The sequence below is a fragment of the Eubacteriaceae bacterium ES3 genome, from assembly GCA_030586155.1.
Classification (GTDB): domain Bacteria; phylum Bacillota; class Clostridia; order Eubacteriales; family Eubacteriaceae; genus Acetobacterium.
This window is the reverse complement of the sequence record CP130741.1, coordinates 1-18,705: the sequence shown is the minus strand read 5'-3', so window position 1 is coordinate 18,705 and position 18,705 is coordinate 1. Positions and strand designations below refer to the sequence as shown.

20 protein-coding genes are annotated in these 18,705 nt (G+C 37.4%); 3 read left to right on the top strand and 17 right to left on the bottom strand.

Annotated features, from left to right (window positions below; genetic code table 11):
* Nucleotides 1–15: 15 nt before the first annotated feature.
* From Q5O24_00100 to Q5O24_00080, 5 genes are all read right to left on the bottom strand, one after another.
* Nucleotides 16–1,488, bottom strand: a complete 1,473-nt coding sequence (locus Q5O24_00100; protein WKY47771.1) for a hypothetical protein — start codon at nucleotides 1,486–1,488, stop codon at nucleotides 16–18.
* Nucleotides 1,489–1,677: 189 nt separating this feature from the next.
* On the bottom strand, nucleotides 1,678–2,232 hold the full coding sequence (locus tag Q5O24_00095; GenBank protein ID WKY47770.1) for a biotin transporter BioY: 555 nt from the start codon (nucleotides 2,230–2,232) through the stop codon (nucleotides 1,678–1,680).
* On the bottom strand, nucleotides 2,229–3,209 hold the full coding sequence (locus Q5O24_00090; protein WKY47769.1) for a biotin--[acetyl-CoA-carboxylase] ligase: 981 nt from the start codon (nucleotides 3,207–3,209) through the stop codon (nucleotides 2,229–2,231). Before Q5O24_00090 ends, Q5O24_00095 begins: the two co-directional genes overlap by 4 nt.
* 86 nt (nucleotides 3,210–3,295) lie before the next feature.
* Nucleotides 3,296–4,552: a Sapep family Mn(2+)-dependent dipeptidase gene (locus tag Q5O24_00085; GenBank protein WKY47768.1), complete on the bottom strand. Its 1,257-nt coding sequence runs from the start codon at nucleotides 4,550–4,552 to the stop codon at nucleotides 3,296–3,298.
* Complete coding sequence (locus Q5O24_00080) at nucleotides 4,536–4,772, bottom strand: DUF1653 domain-containing protein (GenBank protein ID WKY47767.1); 237 nt, start codon at nucleotides 4,770–4,772, stop codon at nucleotides 4,536–4,538. The genes Q5O24_00085 and Q5O24_00080 overlap by 17 nt, the downstream gene beginning before the upstream one ends.
* A 156-nt stretch (nucleotides 4,773–4,928) precedes the next feature.
* On the opposite strand from Q5O24_00080, the gene Q5O24_00075 reads away from it, so the two are divergent.
* Entirely contained in the window at nucleotides 4,929–5,303 is a 375-nt protein-coding gene (locus tag Q5O24_00075; GenBank protein ID WKY47766.1) for a hypothetical protein, read from the top strand.
* A 134-nt stretch (nucleotides 5,304–5,437) separates the two neighbouring features.
* Entirely contained in the window at nucleotides 5,438–6,061 is a 624-nt protein-coding gene (locus Q5O24_00070) for a DUF975 family protein (GenBank protein ID WKY47765.1), read from the top strand.
* A gap of 94 nt (nucleotides 6,062–6,155) precedes the next feature.
* On the opposite strand, the gene Q5O24_00065 is transcribed toward Q5O24_00070, so the two are convergent.
* The 3 genes from Q5O24_00065 to Q5O24_00055 form a co-directional block, all read right to left on the bottom strand.
* Nucleotides 6,156–6,581: a hypothetical protein gene (locus Q5O24_00065; protein WKY47764.1), complete on the bottom strand. Its 426-nt coding sequence runs from the start codon at nucleotides 6,579–6,581 to the stop codon at nucleotides 6,156–6,158.
* Nucleotides 6,578–7,024: a LytTR family DNA-binding domain-containing protein gene (locus Q5O24_00060; GenBank protein WKY47763.1), complete on the bottom strand. Its 447-nt coding sequence runs from the start codon at nucleotides 7,022–7,024 to the stop codon at nucleotides 6,578–6,580. Before Q5O24_00060 ends, Q5O24_00065 begins: the two co-directional genes overlap by 4 nt.
* 158 nt (nucleotides 7,025–7,182) lie before the next feature.
* Nucleotides 7,183–7,467 carry a hypothetical protein gene (locus Q5O24_00055; GenBank protein ID WKY47762.1) on the bottom strand — a complete coding sequence of 95 codons (285 nt, stop codon included), beginning with the start codon at nucleotides 7,465–7,467 and terminating at the stop codon, nucleotides 7,183–7,185.
* A gap of 210 nt (nucleotides 7,468–7,677) precedes the next feature.
* Between Q5O24_00055 and Q5O24_00050 the strand changes: the two genes are divergently transcribed.
* Nucleotides 7,678–8,481, top strand: a complete 804-nt coding sequence (locus tag Q5O24_00050) for an HAD-IIA family hydrolase (GenBank protein ID WKY47761.1) — start codon at nucleotides 7,678–7,680, stop codon at nucleotides 8,479–8,481.
* A 128-nt stretch (nucleotides 8,482–8,609) separates the two neighbouring features.
* Here Q5O24_00050 and Q5O24_00045 read toward each other — a convergent pair whose 3' ends face one another.
* From Q5O24_00045 to dnaA, 9 genes are all read right to left on the bottom strand, one after another.
* On the bottom strand, nucleotides 8,610–8,897 hold the full coding sequence (locus Q5O24_00045; GenBank protein ID WKY47760.1) for a PTS sugar transporter subunit IIB: 288 nt from the start codon (nucleotides 8,895–8,897) through the stop codon (nucleotides 8,610–8,612).
* Nucleotides 8,898–8,908: 11 nt separating this feature from the next.
* Nucleotides 8,909–9,565 carry a ribulose-phosphate 3-epimerase gene (rpe, locus tag Q5O24_00040; GenBank protein ID WKY47759.1) on the bottom strand — a complete coding sequence of 219 codons (657 nt, stop codon included), beginning with the start codon at nucleotides 9,563–9,565 and terminating at the stop codon, nucleotides 8,909–8,911.
* 109 nt (nucleotides 9,566–9,674) lie between these two features.
* On the bottom strand, nucleotides 9,675–10,124 hold the full coding sequence (locus tag Q5O24_00035; protein ID WKY47758.1) for a PTS sugar transporter subunit IIA: 450 nt from the start codon (nucleotides 10,122–10,124) through the stop codon (nucleotides 9,675–9,677).
* A gap of 11 nt (nucleotides 10,125–10,135) precedes the next feature.
* Entirely contained in the window at nucleotides 10,136–12,604 is a 2,469-nt protein-coding gene (gene gyrA, locus Q5O24_00030) for a DNA gyrase subunit A (GenBank protein WKY47757.1), read from the bottom strand.
* A 12-nt stretch (nucleotides 12,605–12,616) separates the two neighbouring features.
* Complete coding sequence (gyrB, locus tag Q5O24_00025) at nucleotides 12,617–14,533, bottom strand: DNA topoisomerase (ATP-hydrolyzing) subunit B (protein ID WKY47756.1); 1,917 nt, start codon at nucleotides 14,531–14,533, stop codon at nucleotides 12,617–12,619.
* A 9-nt stretch (nucleotides 14,534–14,542) separates the two neighbouring features.
* On the bottom strand, nucleotides 14,543–15,634 hold the full coding sequence (gene recF / locus Q5O24_00020; protein ID WKY47755.1) for a DNA replication/repair protein RecF: 1,092 nt from the start codon (nucleotides 15,632–15,634) through the stop codon (nucleotides 14,543–14,545).
* A gap of 5 nt (nucleotides 15,635–15,639) precedes the next feature.
* Complete coding sequence (locus tag Q5O24_00015) at nucleotides 15,640–15,855, bottom strand: RNA-binding S4 domain-containing protein (protein WKY47754.1); 216 nt, start codon at nucleotides 15,853–15,855, stop codon at nucleotides 15,640–15,642.
* Between the two features lie 217 nt (nucleotides 15,856–16,072).
* Nucleotides 16,073–17,182: a DNA polymerase III subunit beta gene (gene dnaN, locus Q5O24_00010; protein WKY47753.1), complete on the bottom strand. Its 1,110-nt coding sequence runs from the start codon at nucleotides 17,180–17,182 to the stop codon at nucleotides 16,073–16,075.
* A 188-nt stretch (nucleotides 17,183–17,370) separates the two neighbouring features.
* Entirely contained in the window at nucleotides 17,371–18,705 is a 1,335-nt protein-coding gene (gene dnaA / locus Q5O24_00005) for a chromosomal replication initiator protein DnaA (protein ID WKY47752.1), read from the bottom strand.

Here is an 18,705-nt window from a genome sequence, read left to right as displayed (position 1 = left end):
GCACATCAGCTGAAATTATTCAGAAGCGATCAATTCATTTTCTGTTTTTGATACATTACTAAAAGTATAACCTTCCGGTAAGTTCATCTGCAAGATAATTTTCCGGTTATCAAAATCATATTCAGTAATTGTCCCTAAACCATTTTTCTCAGCTCCAATTCCAAACACAGCCAAATTATCGCCTACTTTTGAAGCCCCAATAACCTGACCTGAACTTATGCTATTTATGTCAAAGCCAGTAAAAGTTTCAAGCGTTTTTTGCTTTTCATTTAAGGAATAAACTGCAATCCGGTTTCCATTTGTTCCTTGGTCAGCAACAATCAGGTTACCCAGATTATCAAATTCAATACTTGCTACCTTATTAAGCTTCTGATCTTCGGTCAGACCAAACTCATCTGCAAGCCCGGAAAATTTCCAGAGTATTTGTCCATTTTCCCGATCCAGTTTAATTAGTGTATTCATCTGGCTAAAAGAAAGAATCAGGTTTTCATCATCCGGGTCAAGAATCATCTGGTTTAGACCAGTATAATCAATCCCGGAAAGCGTATCAGTATCATAAATGCTTCCAGACAGGCCATAAAGCTCAGGATAAAGATCCGAGCTAAACTCCCAGATAATATTATTATCTTCCACTTCCTGAATTAATACCCGCAAAACTTTTGTTCCCTGTGACGATGCATTCAGGCCATCGGGAATATTGTGAACCAGTTTTAACTGTTTAGTGGCAATTATCCAGTGGTTATCATTTATTAGAACAAAACTGTCACTGGTCAGAAACTCTCCCGCTTTTGCTTCTTTACTTTCTGTTAAGCTGATAGTTTTTAAATACTGATGATTTTCATCCAGTAAAATCCGTTCGCCTAAGCCTGTTTCTTTACTAATCTTCTGATAACTGTAACGAATGCTGCCATCTTCCAGAATATGTTTTCTAAAATCTGAGTAAAGCGCATTTTCAGATGAATTTTCAGATGACGCAATATAATAAACGACCTGGCCTTTTTCATTTAGTTCATAAAGGCCGCTTTCCCCATTTGCCAGAGTTGCATAGTAATTGCCGCTATAAACACTTTCTCCTGCTGCTGTGATTGCCGGTAACTGACTGGAAAGGGTTCTCAAGTAGATCACACGATGATCTTTTTCATTTTTTACATCAATTTCGATTAGATTAGAAGCTGAAAGATTCTCCAGGTCCAGCCTAATCGTATCACCAACTCCAATTTTTTTGTCATTAATGGTAACCGTTGCTCCGACTTCATTATTTAGTAAAATCCTATTCTCCGAAATACTGCTTAAGGAAACTGCATCATAGGTTGCCCCATTTTCTGCTAATGGCAATTCTACCACAAATCCGTTAATTGTCAGATTTAAACTTTTGTCTGACATCAGGGTATTATCTCTGCCGGCATACGCAAGGGTGATACCAACCATTATAATTAATAAAATTGAAATTCCTGTTGAAACAACTATAAATTTCCTAGATCCATCCATATTTACTCCTTGTTTATTAAAACGCCTGGTACAAAAAAAAGCTGCAAATTTTTGAAAATCTTATTCATTATAAGTGTTTTTCCTTCCATTTGCATTAATTTTTTTAAGATGGTCTCATTTTCCCCTGATAATTAATTGTATTTAATCTCTTTTAGACCAATAAAAAAGACCGAATTAACGGTCTTTTTTTTAGGCAAACTGCCTTTTTACCAGGGGATACAGTCGTTTTGTGAGTACCACAGCAATGGCCCCTTTAATGATTATCGTGGGAATAAACACCACAAATCCTGTAACCATCAAACCTGATGCTGTGAGCGGCGAGTTCAGGTAATAATTCATAATCATGTAATACCAGGGCAAACCAATGACATAAATTGCCAGACTGCCGGCTGTAGCTGCCAAGATCAGTGTCTTAATATTCAAACCACCCATTTCAACAATTTTTCCGGACACATATGCAGCCAGAGCAAAACCCAGTATATAGCCAAAACTTGGTTTAAAAACATAGAAAAGCCCGCCCCCGCCGGAAAAAACCGGTAAACCGATTAGGCCAATAAAAATATAGGCCAATACCGAAAGCAGCCCTTTTCGCGAACCTAAAAGCATACCGGCCATAATGACAAACAGGGTCTGCAGGGTAAAAGGAATAGCCGGCAAGGGAATTTTAATATAAGCGCCGATCACAATCAGAGCTGTAAATAATGCACACACACTTAAAGTTTTAATATCTATTATTTTTTTCATCGTTCCTTCTTTCTGATACTGATTTCTCCCGAATGGAGGGTTTGTTTCGTTTTATTTTTATATTCTACAACCAGGCCGCCATTTTCATCAATATCCAAAACTTTTGCTTCCTGATTTTCCTGATTCCTGCGAATCACATCAACCTCTTCGCCAATAATCATTGACCTTTTTTTATATTCTTCGATAAAAGAATGATTATTAAGATTATTGCAAATATCAAACACTTCATTAATAATTTCTGCCGCTAACTGATTGCGGGTTAAGGCTTCTGGCTTATGATCAAATAAGCTTCCGGCAATCTTACTGATTTCGGTCGGAAAAGCGCCCTCTGGTGCAAAAACATTAATGCCAATACCAATAATCAGATAGGATAGTGTCCCCGATTCAAAATCTGTACCTGCTTCAGTTAAAATCCCACAAACCTTTTTATTTTCAAAAAAGATATCGTTAACCCATTTTATTTGAGTTTCCATACCCGTTGCTTTTTTTATTCCCCGACAAACACCTACAGCGGCCCCGGCTGTCGTCAGCACCGCATCGGCAGCCAACAAATCGGGTTTTAAGACCAGGCTCATATAAATCCCAGTATGATTGGGTGAAAAAAAAGAACGACCCATCCGGCCTTTTCCCCCAGTCTGTTCTTCTGACAAAATAACCATTTTGTGGGAAGCTCCTGATAAAACTCGGGCTTTAGCTTCTTTATTCGTGGATTCTGTAGTTTTTAAAACTGTCAGCTTAATCGAAGGATCATTCAATCCGATTTTTATACCTTCAGCTGACAGAAGATCTGATTCAGACTTTAGGCAGTAGCCTTTTCGAGTCACTGATTCGATGGCATAGCCTTCTTCTTTCAAAGCTTTAATCCCTTTCCATACAGCTGTTCGGGAAATGTTAAGCATATTCGCCAGGGCTTCTCCGGAGACTGATTTTTCTCTGTTATTTTCCAGTATTTTTAAAATTTCTGCTTTTGTCGACATTTATTCACCTCTAACCTATTTTAACGCAAAAAAAACTATTGTCAACCTATTTTTATTTGTTGGTTGACAATGGTTTTTTATAATTCTTATTCTGCCAGTTTGGTCAGGGTTGCGATAATAATCGCATAATTTTTTCGCATACTGTCAAGTGACCAGCATTCATCTTTCTGATGACAGGTATTCTCTTCTCCGGGAAAAACCCCGCCAAAGGCAACGGCATTTTTAAAGGCTCTGGCATAAGTACCGCCACCAGAAACAATAGGATCACTTAAATCCCCCGTATATTCCTGATAAACACTTTGCAGTGTTTTAATTAAAAATCCTTCCTTGTCAACATATAAGGGTTTAACATCATGGGTCATTTCAATCTGCCAGTCAGAATCATTAACGGCCTCGATGATTCTTTTTAGAACATTAGCAGAATTTTCTGTCACCGGATAGCGAATATCGCATTTTAGGTGTATCTCTTTCTGATCCACCTTAACAATTGATGGCACCATGGTCAAATCTCCTGATATTTCATCAGCAAGTTCGATATTAAAGCCTTTCTTATTGGCCATATTAAGCAGATCAATTATTGGATGGCTGACTAACTGTCCTTTTAATAACTCTGCCATTTTAGTCACAGCATTAACCCCTTTTTGCGGTTCTGAGGCATGTGCTGCCTTTCCTTTAATTTCATAGCAGCGTTCGCCTATACAGGCTTTAGCATAATCCGGAACAGCATTGACCTGATTGCCACCAGTCATAGTAAATTCATCAAAAGACTCGAGACTTTGTCTTGAAAACTCAATATTCATTATTCCTTTTTCCGCAAAAATTACCGGAAAACCGGAATCAGGTGAAAAGGAATAAAGGGGAGTTTCTTCGGTCTTTTTATAATGATTCAAGCACTGCCATTCACCACTTTCTTCATCTCCCCCAAGAATAAGACGGATTCGGCGATTTAGCTTTAAATTTTTTAAAGCCTTCATGGCATAAAAAGAGAGCATGGCTGGACCTTTATCATCGAGCACTCCCCGGCCATAAGCCTTATCACCCTGAATAGTCAGATCAAAAGGAGCTACAGACCACCCCTCACCAATTGAGACCGTATCAAGGTGAGTAAGTATAGCAATCATCTCGTCACCCTGGCCCATCTCAATATAACCACAATATCCGTCACAGTTTTTTGTTTTAAAACCTTCTTTTTCCCCAAGATTTAACATATATTCAAGGGCCGTCTGAATGTTTTCCCCCAGCGGTGCTGATTCTGAAATCGCTCCAGCATCTCCATTAACCGTTTTTATTTTAAGTAGTTCTTTTAAGTCATTAAAAAACCGGTCTTCATTCTCGATTTTCATCCTCCACCTCTTCGATCAGCGTAAAACGCATTATTTTTTCCCCATCTTTTTCAATCATCTGATTCCACATGACAGCTGGTCTCACCCAGGTCTTTTTTTCGCCATAAAGGGGTTTGTACACAACCATTTCTTGAAGCGATTCACTGTGAATTGCTGTATCCAAAACCTCATAGTCTTTCCCTTTATAATGCCGATATTTTCCTTTTTTTATCTTTATCATCTTTAATGCTCCAATTTAATTTTTACTTTTACTTTTAGAAAACTCATGATATTATATAAAAAAACCCTTAAAATTACAGTAATTGAAGTATTTAAAAGATTATATGATATTTATTATTGCTGATAATGATTAAATTGAATCAGGAAAGGATATAAAATGGAAAAATGTATTAGTTGTGGGACGCTTCTGGAAGAAGATGATATTTATGAATTAAAGGGAAAAATCTTTTGCGATACTTGCGCCATGGGACAACATAAGGTTTTACAGAAATGCGACCCGGGAGCCGTTCGTTCAGCTCTGCGCGACCGCCAGCGATCAGGTTTTACAGGTCTTGATGGACTGACAGATTTTCAGAAAGAAATTTATACCTTTATGAAAGAAAAAAATGGTGCCACGATGCAACAGTTTACCGAACATTTTAAATGTTCCCCAGAATTAATCGACAATGAGCTGACAGTTTTTCGTCATTTAGAGCTGGGTAAAGGACAAAAAAGAGAAGACGGTGTCTATTTTGTCCTTTGGGAATCCTAATTATTATTATTCGTTCAATACTTATCTACAAATTATCTTTACTGATATTAAATCATTAAATTGATCTTGTCTATGCTTCTATCTAAAAACCAGGCGCATAGTTTAGATAATAAAACTAATTGAAAGGAGTATTTATGCAATCAAGACAGGAAATTAAACTTCAGGCTAAAAACACTTTTTATCCCAACTATTGGATCTCTGTCGGTGCGATTTTTGTCACCTATGCATTAATCAGTGCCGCTTCCGGTGTAACCTTTTTTGTCGGTGGTCTTGGTGCCTTATTCATTTCGCCGCCTCTAATCGTCGGACTTAATCATTTTTGTCTGACCGTTTATCGTGGTGAAGATCCGATTCTTGAAGATATTTTCTCTCTGGGTTTCTCAAACTATTTAAGAAATCTCGGCGGGATGCTGTGGATGCAATTATTCATTTTTTTATGGTCCCTATTATTTCTTATTCCTGGCATAATTAAAAGTTTTGCTTATTTTGCAACACCTTATCTATTGGCCGAATACGAAAATCTGCCAGCTACAGAAGCCCTAAAGGTTTCGATGAAAATTACTGATGGACACAAAGGCGAAATCTTTATGATGGTCCTAAGCTTTTTGGGCTGGTTTTTACTCAGCAGCATTACTATGGGAATTGTTGGCGTCTTTTATGCCATGCCCTATTATTCTATCAGTATGGCTGGACTTTATGAAGAATTAAAAGATGAAGCCCTAAGAAGCGGAGTAATCTCTGAATCTGAACTCTATTAAATTTAATAACCATATTAAAAAGACTCTGAAACATTCTCACAAATTCAACGTTTCAGAAGTCTTTTTTTTACAGAAATATAATCTCCAATATTACTTAACTAACCTGATCTTCTTTCATCATTTTATTTAACGCTTCAGCATTTTTTTTAGCATCTAAACTTGCCACAAAGTAAAAGGCGATTGTATGCAAAATAATGGTTAGAATCAGTATTCCCAGAGTCCAATTTATAATTTGTTCAAACATCTTCAGTGAAAATAAAGCGACTACAGTTAGACCACCAATCATATTTAAAATTGAGGAAATCAGAATGTTCATGATGGGTTTTAGTGTTAAATAATCCCACAAGACCTTATAAAGAACTCCAAACATCAACCCAAAAACTGCGGCTATACCGATAATGTTCCAAAGATAACTAATTTGAATCGAACCATCACTTAAAAATAACGTCATTAATAAAGTAACCCAAATTAATGATAAGGAAAAAACCTGAAAAAAATCACTTCTTAAATTTTTAATCATCCTAAAGCCCTCCTAAATGCTTTTACATAATACCTGCTGATAATGTAGCTTAAGCCATCTGACAGTATCACTTCAATTCTCGCGTTACTGGCCGCTGAAAACTCTTTTACTTCTCGAATATTAACCATTGTCTGATTATTAATCCGAATCAGCCCATCAGCAAGCAACTCATCTTCAACTACTTTTAATCTCTTGTTGTATAAATACATTTCACCATTTTTTAAGCGTAAATTACACATCCGATCTTCTGATTCAATTACCAGAATAGAATCTACTGAAACTTGAATATTACGGTTATTAAGACCATTAATTGCGGTAATATTTTTTTTGTTCTTATGAAGTAAATCTTCAATTTGTTTTTTCGTTGAAGATTCTTCCGGATGGGTCAATATCATTGCCGAATCTTTTTCAACTCTCAAATCTGTTTTAAATATAAATTTCATCTATTTTCCTCCTCTGCTGTTATCATAAAGCATCACCGTAATAAATCGATCATTTTTATTTTTGATGCATTTTTCGTAGTTTTTGTTACAAAAATAAAGTCCCATTGAGTAAAACATTTTACTCAATGGGACTTTATTTAATTTGTCCGGATAATTTTTTATTTTCGCGAATAAACATTAAAACTTGCGAGATTGCTTTTATCTTCTTCAACAGTTTTGATATCTTTTTCCAGTTCTTCAAGACGATCCATTAAAGTCTGAATAGCTTCGTCATCCACAACCCGATTGGTTATTTCTTTCTTAATCCCCATAGCCAGCAGAGCATCATCTTTTTCATCATATTCTGTTTTTAAAAGTTCTAGTTTTTTATCACATTCAATCAGCTGTTTTTTGACCATTCTCATGATTCGCATATCATCATATTGTTTTAAAATATCATCCATTTTCTTTACCCCTTCTGATTTGTCTTAATTTTAGTCTAACACAGGCTTTGAGATAAATACTTATACAAGCAATAAAAAATTTTGTGATTCATTATCTTTTACCAAACTTTACCTAAAAGTCCTTTTACTTTTCAGGAATTCATGATTTAATAGTGTTGAGACCATCAATTAAACGATTTTTAAACTCCATTTGTAAAGAGAGGTCAACTGATGAACGAGTATTTAAAAGAACGAATTTTATCTAAACATGGATTTATCTGCGATATGGACGGCGTTATTTATCATGGCAATCGTCTGCTTCCAGGCGTTCCTGAATTTGTTAACTGGCTTTACGATACTGATAAAAATTTTCTTTTTCTGACCAATTCCAGCGAACGTTCACCACGTGAACTAAAAGAAAAACTCCATCGTCTAGGTCTGGAGATTGATGAAAGCCATTTTTATACCAGTGCTCTGGCAACAGCTAAATTTTTAAACGACCAATCGCCCCAATGTTCAGCTTTTGTAATTGGTGAACCCGGTCTGGTTAATGCTCTTTACGAAGTCGGTATTACTATGAACGATGTTAACCCAGAATATGTCGTTTTTGGCGAAACCCGTTCCTATAATTATGACTCCATTATCAGAGCAGTTAAACTGGTTCAAAAAGGAGCAAAATTAATTGCTACCAACCCGGATCTGACTGGTCCTACCGAAGACGGCATTATCCCTGCCTGTCGGGCTTTTGTCGCTCCGATTGAACTGGCAACCGGTAAAGAAGCCTATTATGTTGGTAAACCTAATCCTTTAATGATGCGAAAAGGTATTAAAAAGCTTGGCGTTCACAGTGAAGAAGCAGCTATAATCGGTGATCGGATGGATACCGATATTATTGCTGGAATTGAATCTGGTCTGGAAACATTTCTGGTCTTAAGCGGTGTCTCAACAAGAGATACAGTCAATCAATTCCCCTATCGTCCAAACCATATTATTACCGGGATTGATGAGATTGTAGCCGGACTAAATCTGCTTTAGAAAAAAATTGAGCATTCGTTTCGCGCAGCTCATACTCATCGCGGGCTTCGCCCGATAAATAAAAAGAACAGAAAGATAATGCTTAAGCAAGCTTGCATTATCTTTCTGTTCTTTTTATTTGCCCGGCTTCATTTTTCGCGCAATATTTTGACCAACTCTTCAGTGATACTTAAAACATTAATCCCTGTTAAAAAAGCCCGACCGTTTAAAATCGGAATGTCTAAATCTGCATCAAGGGAACAGGTACAGACAATCAGATCCGGATGAAATTCTTCAGCCTTGATAACAGCATCAGAAGCTTTAGATTGAATAATCTGGCATTCTATCCCATTTTCATGGGCAATCTGTTCAATTTTCTTTGCAACAACTGTTGATGTCGCCAAGGCTGTACCACAAGCTACCAATACACGTTTCATCATGTCCTCCATTAAACTGCATCGTCGATGATCGATCTGAACTTATTAATGTTTTCTTTCATATCGCCTTTAAAAAGACAGGATCCCGAAACTACAATATCAGTTCCGGCTTCGACCACTTCTTTTAAAGTGCTGAAATTAATACCGCCATCCACCTGAATTTTTACCGGTCGCTGGCCTATTAACTTTTTACATTCCTGAATTTTTTGAGTCGTTTCAGGAATATAGGACTGTCCGCCAAAACCGGGATAAACACCCATAATCAAAACCATTGAAATCTTTTCAAGATATGGCTCAATCACTGATACCGGTGTATCCGGAGAAATTACAATCCCTGCTTTAACATTATTTTTTAAGATTAACTCAATGGCTTCATGGGTATCTCCATCTGATTCCACATGCACAGTGATCATATCAGCGCCAGCATCAATAAACCGTTCAATATATACGAGCGGCTCACTAATCATTAGGTGAACGTCAAAGAGAAGATTTGTAACCTTGCGAAGCTGTTTAACCTGGTCAGGTCCCATAGTAATATTAGGGACAAAGTGCCCATCCATAATATCGACATGGAGATAATCAGCCCCGGAATCCTCCACATTCTTTAAATCTCTTTCCAAATTAGCAAAATCAGCACTTAACATCGATGGTGCAATTTCAATTTTCATACTTTTTCCTTTACTTAATTTCTAACTACCATTTTATCCAGAAATGGAAAGTCTATTATGGTTTTCCATAAATAAACTTTCCAATTATTTTAAATAATTCAAATATTAGTTATACTTTAAATGTCTTAATTAGATTATATACTTTTTCAGGATTATCTGCCGCTTTTATTTTTTTTAGAATCTCTTTATTTTGAATGATGGTAATAATTTTCTGCAATATTCCCAATTGTTTAGCGGGATTTTTAATTGCCAGTAAAAATATAATGTCTACCGATACGCTTTTCTTGGGATTTCCCATTTCCTGAAATTCAACCCCGTCCTTTAGAGTCAAGATTGAAATACCTTCCTCCAGAACATGGATAGAATCAGTGTGGGGCAGGGCAACTCCAATTTCTGTCGGCAAGCCCGTCGGAAAAGACTTCTCCCTTTCCAGTACTGCATCAGTAAAGGATTCTTTAACCAGATTTAATTCATAAAGCGGTAAAGCTGCCAGCTTAACAGCCTCTAGCTGACTTTTTGCCAGGCAGTTGACCTGAATTTTTTTAATGAGTTTTTCCATTTATAATCCCATTAGAAAGACAGCTGATCATCTTCCTCATCAATAGGATCCTCCTTATAGACTTTTGAAATCGTCATAATTGATTCTTCTGGACTCAGTTTCATCAGGCGTACCCCTTGGGTATTTCGTCCAACTGAAGAAATATCGTTGCCTTCAAGTTTAATTACAACACCCTGATTGTTAATCATCATTATTTCGCCATCTCTGTCAATCACACAGAAACCAACCAAAGCTCCAGTCTTTTTAGTAACTTTGTAAGTCTGGACTCCTTTACCACCACGTTTTTGTGGTCGATAAAGATCAGCAACAGAAAGTTTTCCAAACCCATTTTCACTGACGCACAGAACAAAAAGATCATCCCTAACAATGTCCATACCAACAACGACATCATCATCACGCAGTTCTATACCGCGAACTCCAATTGAGGTTCTGCTGATTGGGCGTACTTCTTCTGAGGTAAAGCGAATTGCATAACCACACTGGGTCCCCATGATGACTTCTTCTTCATCTTCCACCAGTCGTACATTGATCAGTTCATCTTCTTCTCTCAGATTGATGGCAATAATCCCATTTTTGCGGGAAGAATCATATTCGGTCAGTCTGGTTTTCTTAATAATCCCCTGTTTAGTGGCCATAATCAGGCATTTTTCCTCATCAAACTCCTTAACAGGAATCATTGTGGCAATGCGTTCCCCTTCTTCTAAAGGAAGAAGATTGACAATAGCGGTTCCTTTAGCTGTTCTCCCGCCTTCCGGAATTTCAAAAGCTTTCATCCGATAAACTTTTCCGAGATTTGAGAAGAACATCAGATAATGGTGAGTCGTGGTGGTAAAGAGATGTTCAACAAAGTCATTTTCCCTGGTACTGAGTGCTGTAATTCCTTTACCGCCCCTCTTCTGAGACCGATAATTATCAGCCGAGATTCGTTTGACGTAACCGATATGTGTCATGGTGATAACCACTTCATCTTCTTCTATCAGATCTTCAACATCAAAATCTTCAACGTCAATATCAAACTCAGTTCGTCTCTTATCCGCATATTTATTTTTGATTTCCAGTAATTCTTCTTTAATGATATTTAAGACCAGCTGCTCATCAGCCAGAATCGCTTTTAATTCACGAATTGTTTCTAAAAGCTCACGATACTCTTCTTCAATTTTTTCTCGTTCCAGCCCGGTTAAACGCTGCAGACGCATATCTAAAATAGCCTGAGCCTGAATTTCAGACAAAGTAAATCGTTTGATCAATTCCTCTTTAGCCGTTTTTCCATCTTTAGCAGCCCGAATCAGTGCAATGACTTCATCGATATGATCCAGGGCAATTTTTAAACCTTCTAAAATATGGGCTCTGGCTTCAGCTTTTTTAAGTTCATACTGGGTTCTTCTGGTAATGACTTCCTTCTGATGTTCCACATAGTGGAAAAGCACTTCTTTTAAACTCAATACCTTTGGTTCATTATTTACCAGGGCAAGCATAATGATCCCAAAAGTATCCTGCAGCTGGGTGTGTTTATAAAGCTGATTTAAAATGATGGTTTCATTGGCATCTTTCTTAAGGTCAATGACAATTGAAATTCCTTTTTTAAGGTCTGACTCATCCCTTAAATCAGAAATTCCTTCAATTCTTTTATCTTTAACCAACTCGGCAATTTTTTCAACCAGCTTGGCCTTATTAACCATATAGGGAATCTCAGTTACAACCAGCTGTTTTTTTCCTTTTTTGGTTGTTTTGATTTCTACCTTACCGCGAACCTTGACACGGCCGCGACCAGTCTTATAGGCACTTTTAACTCCCGATTTTCCCAGAATAGTCCCTCCGGTAGGGAAATCAGGTCCCTTGATATGTTTCATTAGTTCATCAGATGAAATATCTTTGTTATCAATAAAAGCAATGGTACCATCAATGATTTCGCCCATATTATGGGGTGGAATATTGGTGGCCATCCCTACAGCAATTCCGGAAGAACCATTCACTAAAAGATGGGGAAATTTCGCCGGCAGAACTGATGGTTCCTTTTCCGATTCATCAAAGTTTGGAACAAAATCAACAGTTTCTTTATTGATATCGCGCAACATTTCAACAGCAATTTTTCCCATTTTCGCTTCAGTATAACGCATTGCCGCAGGACTGTCGCCATCGATTGATCCAAAGTTACCCTGTCCGTTAACCGTTAAATATCTGGTTGACCATTCCTGAGCCATACGAACCATGGCATCATAAACGGCAGCATCACCATGCGGGTGATACTTACCCAGAACGTCCCCGACGATACGGGCAGATTTTCTGAATTGTTTATCTGGGGTCATTCCCAGTTCACTCATCGCATAAAGAATTCGTCGATGTACCGGTTTTAATCCATCTCGGACATCCGGAAGGGCACGGCCAATGATGACGCTCATGGCGTAATCAATATAGGAATTTTTCATTTCGTCTTCAATTTTGACGGTCTTGACACGATCGTATTGTATTAAATCATCCATATTCTACCTCCCCTAAATGTCCAGATTTTTTACTTTTTTAGCATTACGTTCAATAAATTCCTTACGCGGTTGGACTTTGTCCCCCATTAAGATCGTAAAGATTTCATCTGCATAGGATGCTTCTTCTATATCAACCTGTAAAAGTGTTCTAACACTTGGATCCATGGTTGTTTCCCATAACTGCTGGGCATCCATTTCACCTAACCCTTTGTAACGCTGAAGATTGACTCTTGAACGATCGGACACTTCTGAAAGCTTCTTTTCAAGGTCTGCATCGGTATAGGCATAATCAACACTTTTCCCCTGAGTAATCTTATACAGCGGCGGCTGGGCAATATAAATATAACCGGCTTCAATCAGTCCTCTCATATAACGATAGAAGAAAGTCAGGAGCAGGGTTCTGATATGGGCTCCATCGACGTCGGCATCGGTCATGATGATAATCTTGTGGTAACGGGCTTTATCCAGATTAAACTCATCCCCTACCCCGGTACCAAAGGCAATAATCATTGATTTAAGTGAATCAGTGGATAGAATACGATCCAGGCGGGATTTTTCCACGTTTAGAATTTTACCTCTTAAAGGCAGGATCGCCTGAGTTTTAGAATCTCGGCCTGATTTAGCTGAACCACCAGCCGAGTCCCCTTCAACAATATATATTTCTGAAAGCGCCGGATCTTTTTCTCGACAGTCAGCCAGCTTACCTGGCAGCGATGTAGAATCTAAAGCACTTTTTCTTCTGGTAAATTCTCTGGCCTTTTTAGCAGCTTCTCTGGCTCTGGCAGCAGATTGAATTTTTTCGATAATATTTTTAGCAATTCCAGGATTTTCTTCTAAAAACGCTGCCATTTCTTCACCGGCAATGGTTTCGACAATACCCTTTACTTCGGTGTTACCAAGTTTTGACTTGGTTTGTCCTTCAAACTGAGGGTCCAGTAACTTAACACTGACAATAGCCGTCAAACCTTCTCTGGTGTCCTCACCCGTAAAGTTTTTATCATTGCCCTTTAAAAATCCGCTCTTTTTAGCATAGGTATTAATCGTTCGCGTTAGTGCACTTTTAAAACCATTCAGGTGAGTTCCACCTTCTGGGGTGTTGATATTATTAGCATAGGAAAAAATATTCTCCGAATAACTGGTCGTATACTGAAAAGCAATTTCAACAATATAGGAATCCTGTTCCACTTCAAAATAAGTAATCTTATCATAAAGTTTATCCTTATTTCGATTCATAAATTCCACATAAGAATGGATTCCACCCAGATACATATATTTTTCAACCCGTTTAGGACTTTCTTTTTCATTAATCAGAGTGATAGATACCCCTTTATTCAAGAAAGCCAGTTCTCTTAGACGATGTTCCAGTATATCAAAGTCATAGACTGTTTCATCAAATATATCCTTATCCGGCTTAAAGTAAACGGTCGTTCCCGTTTTTTTGGTATCGCCGATGACCGTCAATTCAGTCATTGGGATTCCCTTTTCAAACTTTTGCTGATGAACTTTTCCGTTTTGTCTGACTTCGACGGTCAGATGTTCCGATAAGGCATTAACAACAGAGACCCCAACCCCATGGAGACCACCGGATACTTTGTATCCGCCACCGCCAAATTTTCCGCCGGCATGTAAAACAGTCAGGGCCAGTTCAACCCCGGTTTTACCCTGGGCCTGGTTCATCCCGGTAGGGATACCTCGACCATCATCGACAACGGTGATAGAATCATCCTCATGAATAGTTACTTCAATATTTTTACAAAAACCGGCCAGAGCCTCGTCAATACTGTTATCGACGACCTCATAAACCAGATGATGAAGTCCTCTTGAACCGGTACTGCCGATATACATACCCGGGCGCTTCTGAACGGCTTCCAGCCCTTCCAGCACCTGGATCTGATCCGCTGTATAGGTGTTTTTCTTCGTTTCTGTCATATATTCCTCCTAAAATTCTAACTCTTTTCCATTACGAATGTTAATGACATTTCTTTTTAACTCTTCCGATATATCTTCAGTTCCAGTAATAAAGGACTGGTTACTTTCGATTAAACGAAGAATATTCTTGCGTCTTTTTTCATCCAACTCGGAAAAGATATCATCAAGTAAAACGACAGGATAAAAACCTGTCTGACTTTGAACAATTTTAATTTGTGAAAGTTTCAAGGCGATAGCCGCTGAGCGCTGCTGACCCTGGGAGCCAAAACGTCTGGCATCCTTATTATTAATCTGAATCAGCATATCATCCACATGGGGACCAAAAATTGTTGACCCCTTCTTGATTTCCTCATCCTCGTAAGTTTTTAATTTCTGAAAAAACTTTTCCTTAACCTGGTTCAGTTCATCAAGCGAATCAATAATATTATTATGATAGTAAAGTGATAAGTTTTCTCTTCCCTCACTTAAAACCTGATAGAGACTTCCTGCTTCACGATTCAAACGATGAAGATAGGCAACCCGCTGCCTGATAATCCGAATCCCCAAATCAATTAGCTGCTCATTCCAGATAGGCAAGGTCGTAGATAAACTGGGCTGATAGGTAATATTCTTCAGCAGCTGATTACGTTGCATCAACACTTTTTCATAATTTTTGATCAGATAGTGGTACTGGGGATTAAATCCGGAAATTTCTTCATTTAAAAAACGCCGTCTTTTATCCGGTCCTTCTTTTACAATTTTCAAATCTCCCGGTTCAAAAAGAATTGTCGTTAAAACCCGGTTGATTTTTTCCCGATCAGTACTTTTTCCATTCAATAAAAACTTTTTTTTACCATCGATATTTTTTAAACTGAGTTCATGACTGACCTGATCATTTATAATAGTAGCCTTGACTGAAAAGTCGGACTTTTCAAAATGTGTCAGCTCTGTTACCGATGAACCCCGATGCGAATAGCCACGAGAAAGTACATACATGGATTCGATCAAATTTGTTTTTCCCTGAGCATTCTCACCAACAATAATATTCAGACCTGGCGAAAAGTTAAAGCTTTCGTTTATATAGTTACGATATTGAATCAGGCTTAACTTTTTAATATACATACTTATTATAAACCTTTAACAATCAGCTTTCCATAATCCTCAACTTCAACCTCATCCTCAGGTCTGATTTTTTTATTGCGGGCCTGGCAGATCTCACCATTTACTTTAACCATTCCGTCTAAAATTACCATTTTAGCGTCGCTACCATTTCCTACAATACCAGCAAATTTGAGCAGCTGGTCGAGTTTTATGTATTCGGTATTTATCTCAATTATTTCCATATTTTCCCCATTATTGTTAAATTACGACAAAAATAAAGGAGTATCCCAAAAATCTCCCTTATTTCCACCAAAAATCATCATATTTTTATAATTTAATATTATACCTTGGCCATTATAACATAAAATTAAAAAGAAGTCTAAATGAATGATTAAGATTTAATCATTCATTTAGACTTCAAAACAAATTATTTTAAATTAGTAAAGGATTTATTACTATTTACTCAGCAACCCTGACAGGTAATATCAGATAAACAAATGCTGATCCCTCAACCGGTAATAAAACACCTGGTCCTACTGATGTGGTCATATCGATAATCAGATCTTCTTCCTCAATTGCTTTCAATGCTTCAATCAGATACTTGGAATTAAAAGCAATCTTAATTGATTCACCTTGATTGACAATTGGAATCACTTCGAAGACATCACCGATTTCAGCAGCATTTGAAGTTAAAATAAGCTGTTCCTGATTAAAATCCAGTTTAATCAGATTATTTTTTCCTTCTCTGGCCAGAAGCGCAGCTCGTTCACTACTTTCAATCAAAAGCTTTCGATTGACTTTAACATGACTGGTCTTCTCCGCTGGTATGATTCGTTTATAATCAATGAAATCACCTTCGAGCAGTCTGGAAGTAAACTGAATATTATCCAGTTCAAAAAAGATCTGGTTTTTAGAAAACCTAACCTGGATTTGCCCATTATATCCACTAATGACTTTACTGATTTCAGATAAAGATTTTGACGGAATTATAACACTAATACTCTCATTTAAAGAAGAGTCAATTTTTGCGCACCGAAAAGCCAGACGATAACCATCCATTGCCACCAGATTTATATCATCTCCATCAATTTCCACTTTTACCCCGGTTAAGACGGGTATATTTTCATTGGCTGCCACTGAAAATAAGGTACCTCTGATTAAATCTTTGAAAGTTTCTGATTCAACCAAAAAACTGTAGTCATCAATCACTTCAGGAAACTGAGGAAATTCATCAGCTGATAAACCCTTGATTGTAAAATTTGACATCAGACAATCAATTTTTACCTGATTCTTTGAATCAGCTTCAATAAAAACTTCTGAACCGGATAATTTCCTGATTACTTCCCCGATCAGATTTGATTTTAAAATAATTTCGCCATCGGTAGTCACATCAGCATCAATTACAATTTGAATACCAATTTCCAGATTAGTGGAACGCAGCAGAAGAGACTGATCATAGACTTTAAATAAGATCCCTTCCAATAGAGGATTGCTGGTTTTGTTAGAGACTGCTTTTTGACAAATGCTGATTGCATTAATTAATTCATCTTTGGAGCAACTGAATTTCATAGTATGACCTCTCTCTAGTATTTAAATAAATATATATATAAATAATAATAGTAATAATAAGGGCTGTTGGCTCTGTGGATAAGTTTAAATTTGGCCTGACAGCAAATTTTATTGATGTTTTTATCAGGTGATAACTTGTGGATAAGTTGTCAGTTTTTAAAAAAGAAATAGCTACTTATCAACAGTGCCTAATCACCGTTGATTTCACGCTGAATTCTCAGAATAAGATTTTTAAAATCCGTGCTGCTTTCCATTTCTTCATTAATTTTTGAACAGCCATGGATAACTGTAGAGTGATCGCGCCCGCCAAACTCTTCTCCAATCTTGGGAAGTGATAATTCTGTCATTTCCCGGGTCAGATACATGGCGACCTGACGAGGCAGGGCAATAGCTCGGGTTCGTTTTTTGGAATTGATATCTTCGACGGAAATATTAAAGTATTTTGCTGTAATTTCTTTGATATAGTCAGCTGAAATAATAATTTCATCCTTCTTTTTAAAGATATCTTTTAAGGCATTTTTGGAAGATTCCAGATTAATCGGAACCTTATGCAGTTTTGAATAGGCAAAAACAGTGGTTAGGGCACCTTCCAATTCTCTGATATTGGAATGAATGCTGTCAGCGATAAAACTTAAGACTTCATTTGGTATTTCATCATTAAAAGAAGCAGCTTTCTTTTTAAGGATGGCTATTCGGGTTTCAAAATTTGGCGCGTAGATATCGGTAATGAGTCCACTCTCGAAACGGGAACGAAGTCGTTCCTCAAGACTGGGAATTTCCTTGGGAGGACGGTCGCTACTGATAACAATCTGTTTATTTTCCTGGTACAGTGTATTAAAGGTATGAAAAAATTCGATCTGAGTTGCTTCCTTATTAGCCAAAAACTGAATATCATCAATTAGAAGAATATCTGCACTTCGGTATTTATTGATAAAAGCTGTATTGGTTTTATTCTGAATAGCATCGATAAAATCGTTGATAAATTTTTCTGATGATACATAGATAACATTTTTATTAGGTGCATAGGATAGAATGTAATGACCGATAGCCTGCATCAGGTGCGTTTTTCCAAGACCTACGCCGCCATAGATAAAGAGTGGGTTATAGCGTTCAGCTGGAGCTTCGGAAACAGCCACACAAGCTGCATGGGCGAAGCGGTTGTTCTCGCCAATGACAAAAGAATCAAAGGTATACTTGGGATTCATAGAAGAATTTTTCTGACCGGTCGGAACTGTTTCAGCAGGTAATACGTTATTGACTTCACTTAGTTCATCTTCACTAAGGACAAGTTTGACTGAAGAATTTTTTCCGGTAACTTCCGCTAGAGCATTTGTGATCAGTGGCAGATGACGGCTTTCAAGAATACCCTTTTCAAATTCATTTTCGGCAAGAAAATAATAAGTATTATTGATAAACTTTATTGGTTTAATGGACCGAAACCAGGTGTTAAAACTGGTCTGGCCAATATTGGATTTGATAATATCCAGGGCTGACTCCCAGATTTTTTCAAAAGAAGTATCCAT

Bases quoted from the DNA above. Each gene is read 5' to 3' on its own strand.
- Q5O24_00060 (WKY47763.1), bottom strand. From the start codon at position 7,024: ATGAAATTTATATTTAAAACAGATTTGAGAGTTGAAAAAGATTCGGCA.
- dnaN (WKY47753.1), bottom strand. From the start codon at position 17,182: ATGAAATTCAGTTGCTCCAAAGATGAATTAATTAATGCAATCAGCATT.
- gyrB (WKY47756.1), bottom strand. From the start codon at position 14,533: ATGACAGAAACGAAGAAAAACACCTATACAGCGGATCAGATCCAGGTG.
- rpe (WKY47759.1), bottom strand. From the start codon at position 9,565: ATGAAAATTGAAATTGCACCATCGATGTTAAGTGCTGATTTTGCTAAT.
- Q5O24_00075 (WKY47766.1), top strand. From the start codon at position 4,929: ATGGAAAAATGTATTAGTTGTGGGACGCTTCTGGAAGAAGATGATATT.
- Q5O24_00050 (WKY47761.1), top strand. From the start codon at position 7,678: ATGAACGAGTATTTAAAAGAACGAATTTTATCTAAACATGGATTTATC.
- gyrA (WKY47757.1), bottom strand. From the start codon at position 12,604: ATGGATGATTTAATACAATACGATCGTGTCAAGACCGTCAAAATTGAA.
- dnaA (WKY47752.1), bottom strand. From the start codon at position 18,705: ATGGATACTTCTTTTGAAAAAATCTGGGAGTCAGCCCTGGATATTATC.
- Q5O24_00080 (WKY47767.1), bottom strand. From the start codon at position 4,772: ATGATAAAGATAAAAAAAGGAAAATATCGGCATTATAAAGGGAAAGAC.
- Q5O24_00070 (WKY47765.1), top strand. From the start codon at position 5,438: ATGCAATCAAGACAGGAAATTAAACTTCAGGCTAAAAACACTTTTTAT.
- Q5O24_00065 (WKY47764.1), bottom strand. From the start codon at position 6,581: ATGATTAAAAATTTAAGAAGTGATTTTTTTCAGGTTTTTTCCTTATCA.
- Q5O24_00095 (WKY47770.1), bottom strand. From the start codon at position 2,232: ATGAAAAAAATAATAGATATTAAAACTTTAAGTGTGTGTGCATTATTT.
- Q5O24_00100 (WKY47771.1), bottom strand. From the start codon at position 1,488: ATGGATGGATCTAGGAAATTTATAGTTGTTTCAACAGGAATTTCAATT.
- Q5O24_00035 (WKY47758.1), bottom strand. From the start codon at position 10,124: ATGGAAAAACTCATTAAAAAAATTCAGGTCAACTGCCTGGCAAAAAGT.
- Q5O24_00015 (WKY47754.1), bottom strand. From the start codon at position 15,855: ATGGAAATAATTGAGATAAATACCGAATACATAAAACTCGACCAGCTG.
- Q5O24_00090 (WKY47769.1), bottom strand. From the start codon at position 3,209: ATGTCGACAAAAGCAGAAATTTTAAAAATACTGGAAAATAACAGAGAA.
- Q5O24_00045 (WKY47760.1), bottom strand. From the start codon at position 8,897: ATGAAACGTGTATTGGTAGCTTGTGGTACAGCCTTGGCGACATCAACA.
- Q5O24_00085 (WKY47768.1), bottom strand. From the start codon at position 4,552: ATGAAAATCGAGAATGAAGACCGGTTTTTTAATGACTTAAAAGAACTA.
- Q5O24_00055 (WKY47762.1), bottom strand. From the start codon at position 7,467: ATGGATGATATTTTAAAACAATATGATGATATGCGAATCATGAGAATG.
- recF (WKY47755.1), bottom strand. From the start codon at position 15,634: ATGTATATTAAAAAGTTAAGCCTGATTCAATATCGTAACTATATAAAC.